Source organism: Peribacillus sp. NPDC096540, assembly GCF_050278525.1.
Classification (GTDB): domain Bacteria; phylum Bacillota; class Bacilli; order Bacillales; family DSM-1321; genus Peribacillus.
On the sequence record NZ_JBNNTG010000002.1, the window covers coordinates 150,302 to 163,324 of the forward strand.

Here is a 13,023-nt window from a genome sequence, read left to right on the forward strand (position 1 = left end):
TAGATGATGAATTTCGAATTAACAGAAGAGCAGCAAAGTGTGAAAAAAGTGGTAAGAAAATTTGTGGATAAGGAAATTATCCCATACGTTCAAGAGTGGGATCGACAAGGACAGTTTCAACCTCATATTCTAAAGAGGTTGGCAGAATTGCAGTTAATGGGTGTTTGTATCCCTGAAGAGTATGGTGGAGTCGGAATGGATTATAATACCCTCGCGATCGTTTGTGAAGAGTTAGAGCGTGGTGATACGGCTTACCGCACTGCAGTTTCTGTACATACAGGGTTGAATAGCATGACTTTATTGCAATGGGGAACTGAAGAACAAAAACAAAAATATTTAGTACCGCAAGCAAAAGGAACTAAGATTGGCGCTTTTGGACTGACTGAACCGAATGCAGGATCTGACGTAGCAGCAATGAAATCAACGGCTAAACGTGATGGGGATTATTACATTTTGAATGGATCAAAAACTTGGATTTCTCTCTGCGATTTTGCGGATCATTTCCTCATTTTTGCTAAGACGGATCATGATCTCGGCTCCAAAGGGATTACTGCTTTTATAGTAGAACGTACTTTTGAGGGAGTGGAATCCAAAGCCATTAAAGGAAAATTAGGCATCCGTGCAGGAAATACAGGCGAAGTCTTTTTAACGGATGTAAAGGTTCCAGTTGCGAATAGACTTGGTGAAGAGGGAGAGGGCTTCAAAATTTCCATGTCAGCATTGGACAGCGGTCGTTTTACAGTAGCTGCAGGTGCTGTAGGGTTAATCGAAGCAAGTCTAGAAGCAAGCTTAAAGTATTGCCATGAGCGCAGTACATTTGGAAAAGAGATTGGTAGGCATCAGCTTGTTCAACAGATGATTGCTAAGATGAGTGCGAATCTAGAGATTTCCAGATTGCTGGTCTTTAAAGCTGGAACATTAAAAAACCAAGGCAAACGTAATACCAAGGAAACATCACTTGCTAAGTGGGTTTCATGTAATGCAGCGAACGAAGCAGCGAATGATGCGGTTCAAATCCATGGTGCGTATGGCTACTCGGATGAATATCCAGTGGAACGTTTCCTACGGAATTCAAAAGCTCCGGTCATTTACGAAGGAACGCGTGAAATTCATACTGTAATGCAGGGTGAATACGCTCTAGGCTACAGACAAGATAAAGAACTACGTAAGCAATTGCCTGCATGGCCCTTCGAGCAAGTTTCCGTACATTAATTACAGACAGAGGAGATCAGATGATGAACACATATTTTATTGCAGGACATGCAAAACTTCCACAAGGTATGGCAGCGAGGAATGTATATGATTCTATCACAATCACTGTAGAATTGGACTTTAAATATGGTGTTATTGTTGATGCATCCTGTACCCTTGCTACAGAACATGGCAGGGAATACATTCGTCAACTTCTTCGCGGTTATTGTCTTAAAGATGGTATCGAAGAATTGATTGATCGTGTGCAAATGTATTATCGTGGTAAGGCAGGTCAAGCGATTCAAGCAGGGCTGAAGGATGTATATGCACAGTTCGAATTGGTCTCCGTTAAATAAGAATTAAAATGGATCGTGCCGGTCTTAAAGTCGGTAGGATCCTTTTTTTTTGACAACATTGTAAGGTATGTACTTTCATCGTGCGTAGTAATTCTGATCTTCATTGGGTGATAGCTCATTAAATCAGAAAGATTCTTTAGTAGTAAAAAAAGCTAGTTATATTTTTTCTTAATCCATTAATCGATACATAAAAGAACAATAGAGGTGATAAAAAAATTTCACCTCTTTAAAAATATTTTCAACGTTCTAAAGTTGCCTCTTCTAAAGATTTCTCCTCAAAACATTCATACAATTAAAAGTTCCATCTACAATTATTTCGGAAGCAAATGGAGGGCCTTCTATGGCATCGCCGATTGTTGGAAGACCGCCGATTTCTGCTGGTACACCGATTTCTGCTGGTACACCGATTTCTGCTGGTACGCCGATTTCTGCTGGTGCACCGATTTCTGCTAGTACGTCGTTCAGTCCTGCAGGTAGATCTCCTTCTCCAGCAAGAGCGTAGTTGAGTATTGCAAGTACATCTCCTTCTCCAGCATGAGCGACGATGAGACCTGCAAGTAGAACGGTTCCTGCTGGTGCTTCGTTGAGTGCTACAAGTAGAACGGTTCCTGCTGGTACGTCGTTGAATGCTACACGTGGCCCGATTTCTGCTAGTTCGCCGTTGAATGCTACATGTGGCCCGATTTCTGCTGGTGCGCCGTGGTGAACGACGAGTACTCCGCCTTTTTCTATTCTTTTTCCTCGTAGAACGGGCTCTTGAACGAGGGTCCTGATACATGAAGTCGCTTAACCCAAAAGAATTAGCCCTATCCACCGCATTTTGTATATCACGAGAAATATTTGACATATATTTATCCTCCTTTTCCATAATAAACTATGTTGCTTGTACGTAATGTGCTATTGATTATCACAAAACCTTTTAAAAAAAATTAGTTATTTTTGTGGCATCCTTCGCTTTTTTTCATAAATTAAAATGAAAATGAAAGGGAAGGGTTATATGAATGCTGACAAGGAAATACCTATATATCAGCTTTTTATTCCACCTGTAAATTTAATGGAACTTCGTAGAGACATTTGGTGCAATGATCCGGTATGTGCAAAGTTAACAATAAACAGAAAAAAACTCGATATTGATATCGTTTACCGTGGCTCCCATATCCGAGGTTTTCGGAAGAAGTCCTATAATGTAATCTTTTACATGCCAAATACTTATCGAAATGCCAAAGAAGTGCATTTAAACGCTGAATATAAGGATAAATCTTTACTAAGAAATAAATTATCATTAGATTTTTTTGCAGATATAGGAACTTTATCACCAAGATCCCAATTTGTTTTCCTGAATTTGAATGGGAAGGACGAGGGGATATACCTAGAATTAGAATCAGTAGATGAACATTATTTGAAGAATAGAAACTTGCCTAAAGGATCTATTTTTTATGCAGTTGATGGAGATGCTAATTTCTCGTTAATGAGTGATTTAGATAAAGGAATTAAACAATCCTTAGAATTGGGCTATCAAAAAAAATGTGGGACAGCTCAGGATGAATTATATTTACAAGAATTAATCATCAATATTAATACAATTCCAAGAGTGGATTTTGAAAAGGAAATTGTAAAATATGTAGATGTAGAAAAGTATCTGCGCTGGCTGGCTGGTGTCATTTTTACACAAAACTTTGATGGATTTGTTCATAATTATGCTTTGTACCGAAATGGAGACACTGGACTATTTGAAATCATCCCGTGGGATTATGATGCGACATGGGGCAGAGATGTAAATGGAAAGATGATGGAAGAGGACTATGTTGGTATTAAAGGCTTTAATACATTGACTGCAAGAATTCTGGATATAGATACATTTCGTCGACGCTATCAACATCTTTTAAAAGAGATTATGAACAATCAGTTTAACGTCAGATATATGGATCCTATCATTCAAGAAATGTATAACCAAATCAGACCGTATGTTCCGAAAGATCCATATATTAGGGATAATATTGAAATTTTTGATAAAGAACCTGATTTCATCCTCAATTTCATAGAGTCACGGGCAAATTATATAAATAGTCAATTGCATACATTAGATTAATTACTTGTTTAACATTCACTTGTTTTTCCAATCAAAGTTGTAAGATATTGCGTATATTTTCTAGCTTTAGATGGAGGAAGGTAAATGGTTAAATTTTATTAAAAACGGCAGGTACGCTGAAAGAACAGCGTTCCTGCTGTTTTTCGTCATGATTCTATTTGCATTTCTAATCTTTTAAAGCTATGTTTGATAGAAAGATATAATCTAAAGTATTATGAAGGATGGGAATACATTGAATAATCATAGCCGTTTGCCGGCATATATATATACCTTTACTTGCAGCCCGGATGAACGCTCTTTATGTAATATGGAGATGCGCTCGTTCTTCGGTTTAGAAACATCAGTTAATATTTTGAAAAGTAATATTGAAATTGAACCGAGCAGGAGTCCGTTTATAAAAGGGCGGGTCGAGATAATGTACGAAGGGAAAAGTATATCCGAAATTGCTGAGCAGGTAAAAAATATTCACTTACCACATTCAACATTTAAAGTGTTATTTGTTAAAATTAATGATTTGGATAAAGAAGCAAAAATAAATTATGATGGACAACGTGAAATTGAACGGGAAATTGGCTGGCACATTCAGGGAAATGCCGATGTACGTAATCCTGATCAGGTCTTTGGTATTGTACCACTTGGTGGCCGTTGGTATTTCGGGAAATATGTTAAACCGGAAGCTGTTTGGTTACATCATATGAAAAAGCCTCGTGAGTATTCAACAGCACTTAGCACAAGAGTCGCCAGAGCCATTGCTAACATTGCGGTTCCACATCCAGATGGAGTGAGAGCCATAGATCCATGCTGTGGAATTGGGACAGTGCTAGTGGAAGCCCTATCAATGGGTATAGATATTGATGGTCGTGATATCAATCCTCTTGTAACTGATGGATCGAGAGAGAATATTGCTTATTTCGGACTCGAAGGTGATGTAACAACCGGGCCAATCTCAGATGTTACGAAAAACTATGATGTAGCAATTATTGATATGCCTTACAATCTATATACACATGCGACTCCGGAAGATCAACTCTCAATCCTTAAACATGCCAGACGCTTTGCTGACAGGGTGGTTGTCGTAACCATTGATACGATGGATCACATGATTGAAGAAGCCGGATTTAGAATTGCGGATCGATGTGTGGCCAGGAAAGGCATTTTTTCCAGACAGATTGTTTTGTGTGTATAAGCTTAATTTGGAAGATAACAAGGCTGAAATCTTTGTGGATTTCAGCCTTTTTGATTTTACTTAACGTTATAATGAACCACATTTTTGATAATTTGCTTCTTGATTTTTCCCTGATATTCTAAGTAATCTAAATGGCCAATAATTTCTGACATGACAAGTGGGAACTCTTTTACATATTTTTCTTTGTAAAAGGTTTTTGCCAGTTCATTACCTGTTGAAACCCCTGATTCTATTAAGGCCAAGGTTTTTTGTGATTTTGACTCAATACTGTTGAGTCTTTTTTCAATTAAAGAAACGGGGTGTTCTATGATATTGCCATGTCCAGGTAAAATGAGATTAACCTGTAACGATAAACACCGATTTAATGAATCGACATGATCCACAAGCGTCAGCATTCTATTGCCGTTTTCATCAGGTTCAATCAAGGCGTTACTTGAGATATGTTCAATCAATAAATCACCAGCAAACAGCCGTTGCTCTTTTTGGTCAAGGAAGGCAATTTGATCCGGGGCATGCCCGGGAAATTCGATCACTTCAAAATTCAGCCATTGTTTTTCCGTGATCTCAATGATGTCACAATTCAGTCTTTGATCTTTATTATTATCAACCGCGTTGAATAAATAGGCGACTTGTTTATCACCTAGTTCACCACAGCCCATTTGAAGGTAAAGCTGACTATAAAATTCAATTCTCATACTTAAGAAGTCTGGATCCCGTTTTAAACGAGGAACGGATTTAGAATGGGCATAAACAGGAATCGGGTGGAGTGCAGTAATCCGGTTGACCAAACCTACATGGTCTCCATGGTGATGGGTTAACAAAATTTCTGTAATATCCTTAATGGTAAAACCATTTTCCTTTAATGTGTTCTGTAATGCATTCCAGCAAACATCGTCATTCATACCAGCATCTATTAATGTTAAAGAATTATCCTGTTTTACTAAGTAAAAGTTTATGCTTTTCAATGATAAAGCACTTGGAGCTATAATTGGATAAATTTCAAGTAATGTATTGGTTTTCATGAACGTCCCCTATCCTCCCAAAATGAGATTAACTAAATAGTGATATAAGTTATTAATCTATGATGAGATGAATGAAATGAAACTGTCAAGCAGAAACTTCCAAATGAAAAAGATTTTAATAGTGAAAATAACTGGTAATGGATGGATTGTTTATCTTGTTTATTTTAAAATTGAATAAGCATACTAATAATTGAGCCAATATTCTTGTAATTGATTTTACATTTGAGGGTTTCATATGTAAGGATTTTTTAATGAAACTGTAGGTGTAATGTATGATGAGAGAAAGCGTTCTATAGAAAATTGAGAGTGTATAGGAGGGCCTAGTTTGAAACCTAAGATCTATATTACAAGGAAATTGCCGGAACAAATAGTTAATAGGCTAGAAAAGAATTATCATGTCACTATGTGGGATCAAGAGGATATAGCGGTCCCTAGAGAAGTCCTAGAAAAAGAAATAAAAGAAGTCGATGGGCTGCTTTGTTTGCTGACGGAACAAATAGATGAGGAGCTGATTGAAAAGGCGGTTAATCTAAAAATCATTGCCAATATGGCGGTTGGTTATAACAATATTGATATACATTGTGCTATAAAAAGAGGCATCATGGTAACGAACACGCCGGGGGTTTTAACGGAAACGACAGCAGATTTAACCTTTGGCTTGCTGCTTGCAACGGCAAGAAGGCTGATAGAAGCAGAAGATTATTTAAAAAGTGGACAATGGGCAACGTGGTCACCTATGCAGTTGACCGGGCAGGATGTACACGGTGCAACGATGGGAATCATCGGGTTAGGGAGGATTGGTGAGGCCCTGGCTAGAAGAGCAAAGGGCTTTGATATGAATCTAGTTTATTTTAATCGAAGCCGTAAATATGAACAGGAAAAAGAATTAGGAATTGAATATAAACCCCTTGAAACCCTACTTCAAATTTCGGACTTTGTCTGCGTCATGTTGCCGCTTACTCCGGAAACCACTTATATGATTGGCGCAGATCAGCTGGATTTAATGAAAGAGACGGCTGTGCTCATTAATACGGCAAGAGGCGGGATTGTTGATGAAAAGGCGTTATATCAGGCGTTGAAAAACCGAGTAATTTGGGCGGCAGGATTAGATGTATTTGAAGAAGAACCAGTTTCATTGGATCATCCGCTGCTAACATTGCCAAATGTAGTTAGGTTACCGCATATCGGGAGTGCCAGCATCGCGACAAGATTGAAAATGGCAAGCCTTGCTGCACAAAACTTGATGGATGGCTTAGCAGGTGATACTCCTCGTAATTTAGTACTATTATGAAAATGACATGTGAAAAAAGGACTCCAAAAAAATGGGGTCCTTTTTTGAGAGTGATTATCAACCATAATGCCTTTTTTATTAAAGTCCTCCCGTTTCTAAACCTTCAATTTCTATCCCTCTACTAAAATCACGTGTGATTTTTAATTCATTATTTGTGGTGGATAATGTTAGTTCTCCTTCTTTCTCATAAACTTTAGATGACTTCTCGTCATACACCTTAATTTTGATTGTGTATATGTAATCTATTGTTCCATCCTCATTTTTACTTTGCTCTTCAAGTCTCACATCTTGTATTTCAATACTTTTATTAAGTTCCATGGCTATTAGTGATGGTAATGAATAGTAACGGTTAGCGATTTGAGCATTATATTCATCTTCTGATAGATATTTTTTAATGTTTTTTGCAATTTCATCTGAAGTTGGAGGATTGGAGGGGTCTTTAATGGTATATCGTTCTGTATAGTAACCTTTTAAAAAAAATTCTGCATCATCCACTTTGACCACATCCTCGCTATTACAAGCAACTACATTTATAAAGGTCACAAATAAAAATAGTATACTAAGAAATTTAGTAATTATAATCACCTCATTGCCTTTATGTATATTTCCTGAAATATGGTTTATTCTTTATGACGAAAGGCAAAAGTCAATAAGCATATGCGGTTTACCACGTTCTACACTAGCTAAAATAGACAGCAAGATTTTCTTGCAGCATTAACTCTTGATTTTCAATCATTAAGGATTAATGAAGACTATATAATCGTATTAAGTGAAGATAGTAAGATGATAGTTGCCTTTCTTGATTATTCTTTTTTGACTGCTGTTTACAAGAATGGTGCAAAGCCATTTGAACCACCTCTTTTGTCATTCATTAAAGTGTGCAGCATGAAATAATCTTTAACTTAAGGAAAGCATACTTATCGTAAATTGGCTGGATTTTTTGTAAAATAAAGAAGATCACGTATTTTTTAGAAAAAACAACTTGTTAAAAAGGGATAGGGGTAGTAATGATTGAATTGAAAGAAACAATTTCATCAGGCAACGAAATGACTAAATCCAAAAGGCTGTTGATGGCTCTTATGCTGGGCTCCTTTGCAGCGATTGGACCATTGTCACTTGATATGTATTTACCAGGTCTGCCTACGCTTGCTGAAGATTTAAAAAGCAGTACGTCTTTAGCCCAGCTTAGTTTAACTGCTTGTTTATTAGGATTGGCGTTAGGGCAGATTTATCTAGGACCACTAAGTGATGCAAAAGGAAGACGGGTACCGTTAATCATTTCATTATCCATTTATTGCGTTTCATCTCTGTTATGTGCGTTTGCTCCATCCATTGAATTGCTTTTATTATTACGTTTTATCCAAGGTATCGCAGGAGCTGGAGGAATTGTCATTTCCAGGGCCATTGTTCGTGACCTTTTTTCAGGAACGGATTTGACCAAATTCTTCTCCATGCTAATGCTGGTAAATGGAGCTGCGCCGATTTTGGCTCCAGTTTTTGGAGGTCAGCTGTTACAGTTCACATCTTGGCGGGGAGTTTTCATAGTCATTTGTGTATTAAGTGTGCTTATGGTTGCGGCCGCATTTTTCGGTGTAAAGGAAACGTTATCACCTAATCATAGAAGTGCGGGAGGGGTAACCAATACACTCCGAACTTTTGGGAATTTATTGAAAGACCGTGTGTTTATGGGTTATGCTCTTTCACAAGGATTCGTAAGTGCCGCAATGTTTGCTTACATTTCCGGTTCGCCCTTTGTTCTCCAAAATATCTTCGGGGTCTCCCCCCAAACATTCAGTCTGATTTTTGCAACAAACGGAATTGGGATCATTATTGCTTCTCAAGTGACTGGAAGGCTGGCAGGTAAGGTAAAAGAGGAAAAACTCCTTCAATTAGGATTATGTCTTGCATTGTTGGGAGGAGCCCTTCTTCTTTCATCTATCCTTCTCGAGATTGGGTTAGCAGGAATCTTGATAGCTTTATTCTTCTCCGTTTCTAGCGTTGGAATTGTCGGTACTACTAGTTTTTCTTTATCGATGCAGAATCAGAAAAAAACAGCAGGCAGTGCCTCGGCCTTAATTGGACTGCTTCCTTTTATATTAGGGTCACTAATGGCTCCCCTAGTGGGTCTGGGTTCAGGTGATTCACCCCTTCCGATGGGTATTGTGATGGTAAGTTGTCATGTCATCGCCATGTTGGCTTATCAAGTTCTTGCCCGCCGTGGGTTAAAGCGATTAGCATAAAAGTAAAAAGCTGAAGCCCTTTTATAGGGTTTCAGCTTTTTACCTTGTTGAGAAAGTACTCTTGAAAAAATCAGGGCTGCTTTTTTCTATTCTTATAACAGTGATTCTGCCCCGTCAATATAAACTTCTGTCCCTGTTACATGGGAGGACATGTCTGAAGCTAGGAACAAGACAAGGTCCCCTGTTTGCTCGGTAGTGCCGGCCTTTTTTGCAAGGGGCTGTGAACCTTGCGGGTATTCAATTGGGATTCTGATTTTTTTTAAGTTTTCATCTTCAGGGAAAGTGTTGTCGTGAATGTTCGTATCGATGGAGCCGGGACAAATGATGTTGACTCGGATTTTATATTTTGCCAATTCGAGTGCCGCCATTTTACCGAAAGCGACTTGACCAGCTTTTGAAGAGCTGTAGGCGGAAAAACCAAAATTCTTGAAAAATCGGTTTCCGTTAATGGAGCTGTTGATGACGATGCTGCCACCTGTTTCCCTCATAAATGGAATGGCGTATTTGACAGTGAGGAAGGTTCCCTTTAGGTTGATGGTATGTGTCTGATCCCAGTCTTCTGGCTTTATGTCTTCGATGGGAGCTATTACACCGTTGATGCCTGCATTGGCGAATACGAAATCAATTTTCCCGAAATGATTGAAGGCTACCTGGTAGGCCTTTTCAACTTGATCGGCATTGGAAACATCGGTTTTGACGATTAAAGCCTCTCTACCAAGGTATTCTACCTCTTCCTTCACCTTTTCGGCATTTTCAACTGTCCGGTCAAAAAAGACAATATTTGCACCGTTTTCAGCTAGCTTTAGTGCAGCGCCACGGCCAATTCCTGATCCGCCACCCGTAATAATTGCGACTTTATTTTTCATTAAATCTGTCATAAACTTCACACGCTCCTTTTTAGTTTTCTTTCCCGAATAGGTAGTATGTAGAAACATCATGGTAGTGGTAATATAGAAAGATTATAAAGGAATATTACCTAAAAAATCCAATTTGAACAGTCGTTGGTCGTCATTTTACTTTGTTCTTTAGTGAATTGTCTGTATATTGAGGACATAATAAGTTAGCTTGAAAGGGGATATGATGTTGATACGCTTAGGAGTAATAGGAACAAACTGGATTACAGAGCGATTTTTAGAGGCAACAAATCATGTGGAGGATTTTTCTTTAACCGCTGTTTATTCACGTACAGAAGAGAAGGCTAAGGAATTTGCCGGAAAATATGGAGTTCATACGATATTTACAAACTTAGAGGAAATGGCCGAAAGCGATGTGATTGATGCTGTATATATTGCCAGCCCTAACTCTCATCACAGTAGGCAGGCAGTGTTATTTTTAAATAATAAAAAGCATGTGTTATGTGAAAAACCATTAGCTTCGAATGCAGCGGAAGTTGAGGCGATGATTGACGCTGCCCATCAAAATGAGGTTCTATTAATGAAAGCAATGAAATCAACCGTATTGCCGAACTTTGAGAGTATTGAGAAAAATATTAGTAAAATAGGTACCATACGGCGATTTTCAGGAAGCTATTGTCAATATTCATCACGCTATGACGCGTATAAAAAAGGCACAGTTTTGAATGCGTTCAATCCGGAATTTTCAAGCGGAGCATTAATGGATTTAGGGATTTACGTCATTTATCCACTTGTTGTACTGTTTGGTAAACCAAATAAGATTCGGGCAACAGGAACATTACTTGAATCAGGAGCAAATGGACAGGGCACCATATTACTTTCCTATGACGAAATGGAAGCGGTTGTGATGTATTCGAAAATTACCGAATCCAACCAGCCATCAGAAATTCAAGGCGAACATGGCAGCATTCTCATCAATAAGATTTCCGGACCTACAGCAGTGGATATCCATTATCGGGATGGATCTAGGGAAAGTATTTCGGTTAAGCAGGACATGCCTTCCATGTATTATGAGGTTAAAGAGTTTGTTGAATTAATTCATCAGGGTAAAATAGAATCTGATAAAAATTCATTTGCGAATTCGCTATTGACTATAGAAATCATGGATGAAGCAAGAAAGCAAATTGGCATCGTTTTTCCTGCTGACAGCAGATAAGCATTTAACTAGACACGGTCAAGGAAGAAGAGTAAAAATGGATGTTACAGATATCCTTTAATTGGGTAGAACTTTATTACATAGATAATCTTTATGTTGGAGGAATGGATATGAAATGCAAAATTAACCGTAATGCAGCAAAAGTTTTACAAAATATGTTGAACAATGAAGAAGCCGAAGGCAAAATGATTCGAGTATATATCACGCATATGCATGGTGATCATGCTCACTATGAGATGAAACTAGATACACCGTCAGAACATGACGAAATTGTTAAAACAGATAAAGATATAGATATTTTGCTTGATTCACGTGAGGAATTTCTGGATGGTGTATGGATTAAATATTTTTACGTTCCGGAAGAAGGTTTTGAAATTACGAATCCTACGAAAGAACCTCACGGGCATCACCACCATTAAGAAAAAAAGGGGAGAATCGCATGAATCAAAAATACGAAAAAATCTTTCAACCATATAAATTTTCTTCAGGGGTAGAAGTGAAAAATCGTATAATGATGGCGCCGATGACTACTTATTCTTCGGATGATCAAGGCTTTATAACCGAAGATGAACTGGCTTATTATGCGGAACGCTCCGCAGGTGTTGGTGCGGTAATTACGGCTTGTGCTTATGTTCTAGCTGGCGGAAAAGGGTTTCCAGGTCAATTTAGTGTGGATGACGATTCATTTATCCCTTCATTGAGAAAATTGGCTGAGACGATTCAAGCTAAAGGGTCAAAAGCAATTTTACAAATATATCATGGTGGTCGGCAAAGTCCACCCGAATTATTACCTGATAACCAACCTGTTTCCGCGAGTGCGATTGCTTCCAAACAGGATGCACCGGTACCACGGGAAATGTCGGAAAACGAAATTCAGGATGTTATTATGGCATTTGGTGAAGCAACTAGAAGAGCCATCGAAGCAGGGTTTGATGGCGTAGAAATTCATGGGGCCAATACGTATTTGCTTCAACAATTCTTTTCGCCACACTCGAACCGTCGGACAGATAAATGGGGAGGAACTCTAGGGAAACGATTGATTTTTCCGCTTACCCTTGTAAACGAAGTGGAAAAAACAGTGGCTGAGCATGCGAAAAAGTCATTTATTATCGGATACCGCATTTCTCCTGAAGAAGGCAGCAATCCTGGAATCACTTTGGATGATACGCTCCAGTTCGTCGATAGACTAGCGAATCAAAACTTAGATTATCTACATATATCGGTAGGTCATTTCTGGAATGGTTCATTCCGTGAGAGTGATAGGACAAAATCCCGAATCGTTAAAATTCATGAAAAGGTTGGTAATCGTATCCCGATAGTCGGTGTAGGCTCCCTGCACACACCGGAGGAAGTAGCAGAAGCTATGGAAACCGGCGTGCCATTTATCGCCCTCGGTCGAGAACTGCTTATGGAACCGCATTGGATTGAAAAAATCAGGGCTGGGAAAGAAATTGAAATACGTACGACTCTTTCCAAGAAAGATCAGGATGAACTTGTCATACCAGATCCACTTTGGGAGAAGTTGATTAATATAAAAGGTTGGCTTCCGGTAGTAGAGTAAGTGTAAAAAGCAGTAGA

The 13,023-nt window shown here is 38.5% G+C and carries 14 protein-coding genes and 1 pseudogene; 11 read left to right on the top strand and 4 right to left on the bottom strand.

Going from position 1 to position 13,023, the window contains the following annotated elements; all coding sequences use genetic code 11:
- Positions 1-6 precede the first annotated feature (6 nt).
- The 4 genes from ACQKMR_RS02790 (at position 7) to ACQKMR_RS02805 (ending at position 2,253) form a co-directional block, all read left to right on the top strand.
- On the top strand, positions 7-1,212 hold the full coding sequence (locus ACQKMR_RS02790) for an acyl-CoA dehydrogenase family protein (RefSeq protein ID WP_427696084.1): 1,206 nt from the start codon (positions 7-9) through the stop codon (positions 1,210-1,212).
- Between the two features lie 23 nt (positions 1,213-1,235).
- Complete coding sequence (locus tag ACQKMR_RS02795; RefSeq protein WP_053345038.1) at positions 1,236-1,547, top strand: DUF3870 domain-containing protein; 312 nt, start codon at positions 1,236-1,238, stop codon at positions 1,545-1,547.
- Between the two features lie 340 nt (positions 1,548-1,887).
- Positions 1,888-2,049, top strand: a complete 162-nt coding sequence (locus ACQKMR_RS02800; protein WP_427696093.1) for a hypothetical protein — start codon at positions 1,888-1,890, stop codon at positions 2,047-2,049.
- A 42-nt stretch (positions 2,050-2,091) separates the two neighbouring features.
- Complete coding sequence (locus ACQKMR_RS02805) at positions 2,092-2,253, top strand: hypothetical protein (protein WP_427696094.1); 162 nt, start codon at positions 2,092-2,094, stop codon at positions 2,251-2,253.
- Between the two features lie 63 nt (positions 2,254-2,316).
- Here ACQKMR_RS02805 and ACQKMR_RS02810 read toward each other — a convergent pair.
- Positions 2,317-2,415, bottom strand: a pseudogene (locus ACQKMR_RS02810) (CotG/ExsB N-terminal domain-containing protein); the annotation flags it as partial.
- Between the two features lie 129 nt (positions 2,416-2,544).
- On the opposite strand from ACQKMR_RS02810, the gene ACQKMR_RS02815 reads away from it, so the two are divergent.
- Both ACQKMR_RS02815 and ACQKMR_RS02820 read left to right on the top strand, forming a co-directional pair.
- Complete coding sequence (locus ACQKMR_RS02815) at positions 2,545-3,636, top strand: CotH kinase family protein (RefSeq protein WP_427695924.1); 1,092 nt, start codon at positions 2,545-2,547, stop codon at positions 3,634-3,636.
- 232 nt (positions 3,637-3,868) lie between these two features.
- The gene (locus ACQKMR_RS02820; protein ID WP_427695925.1) at positions 3,869-4,822 is read left to right on the top strand and encodes a TRM11 family SAM-dependent methyltransferase; all 954 of its coding nucleotides are present in this window, start codon (positions 3,869-3,871) and stop codon (positions 4,820-4,822) included.
- A 56-nt stretch (positions 4,823-4,878) separates the two neighbouring features.
- On the opposite strand, the gene ACQKMR_RS02825 is transcribed toward ACQKMR_RS02820, so the two are convergent.
- Positions 4,879-5,844: an MBL fold metallo-hydrolase gene (locus ACQKMR_RS02825; RefSeq protein ID WP_427695926.1), complete on the bottom strand. Its 966-nt coding sequence runs from the start codon at positions 5,842-5,844 to the stop codon at positions 4,879-4,881.
- A gap of 325 nt (positions 5,845-6,169) precedes the next feature.
- On the opposite strand from ACQKMR_RS02825, the gene ACQKMR_RS02830 reads away from it, so the two are divergent.
- Positions 6,170-7,135, top strand: coding sequence for a 2-hydroxyacid dehydrogenase (locus tag ACQKMR_RS02830; RefSeq protein ID WP_427695927.1), 966 nt, complete (start codon positions 6,170-6,172; stop codon positions 7,133-7,135).
- 78 nt (positions 7,136-7,213) lie between these two features.
- On the opposite strand, the gene ACQKMR_RS02835 is transcribed toward ACQKMR_RS02830, so the two are convergent.
- A complete protein-coding gene (locus ACQKMR_RS02835) occupies positions 7,214-7,630 on the bottom strand; it encodes a hypothetical protein (protein WP_427695928.1) in 417 nt (138 codons plus the stop codon).
- A gap of 512 nt (positions 7,631-8,142) precedes the next feature.
- Here ACQKMR_RS02835 and ACQKMR_RS02840 point away from each other — a divergent pair.
- On the top strand, positions 8,143-9,375 hold the full coding sequence (locus ACQKMR_RS02840; protein WP_427695929.1) for a multidrug effflux MFS transporter: 1,233 nt from the start codon (positions 8,143-8,145) through the stop codon (positions 9,373-9,375).
- Between the two features lie 92 nt (positions 9,376-9,467).
- On the opposite strand, the gene ACQKMR_RS02845 is transcribed toward ACQKMR_RS02840, so the two are convergent.
- A complete protein-coding gene (locus ACQKMR_RS02845; RefSeq protein ID WP_427695930.1) occupies positions 9,468-10,253 on the bottom strand; it encodes an SDR family oxidoreductase in 786 nt (261 codons plus the stop codon).
- A gap of 205 nt (positions 10,254-10,458) precedes the next feature.
- Between ACQKMR_RS02845 and ACQKMR_RS02850 the strand changes: the two genes are divergently transcribed.
- The 3 genes from ACQKMR_RS02850 to ACQKMR_RS02860 all read left to right on the top strand — a co-directional run bounded on the left by ACQKMR_RS02850 (position 10,459) and on the right by ACQKMR_RS02860 (position 13,006).
- Entirely contained in the window at positions 10,459-11,445 is a 987-nt protein-coding gene (locus ACQKMR_RS02850; RefSeq protein WP_427695931.1) for a Gfo/Idh/MocA family protein, read from the top strand.
- Between the two features lie 110 nt (positions 11,446-11,555).
- Complete coding sequence (locus ACQKMR_RS02855) at positions 11,556-11,864, top strand: iron-sulfur cluster assembly accessory protein (protein WP_427695932.1); 309 nt, start codon at positions 11,556-11,558, stop codon at positions 11,862-11,864.
- 20 nt (positions 11,865-11,884) lie between these two features.
- Entirely contained in the window at positions 11,885-13,006 is a 1,122-nt protein-coding gene (locus ACQKMR_RS02860; protein WP_427695933.1) for an NADH-dependent flavin oxidoreductase, read from the top strand.
- Positions 13,007-13,023: the final 17 nt, after the last annotated feature.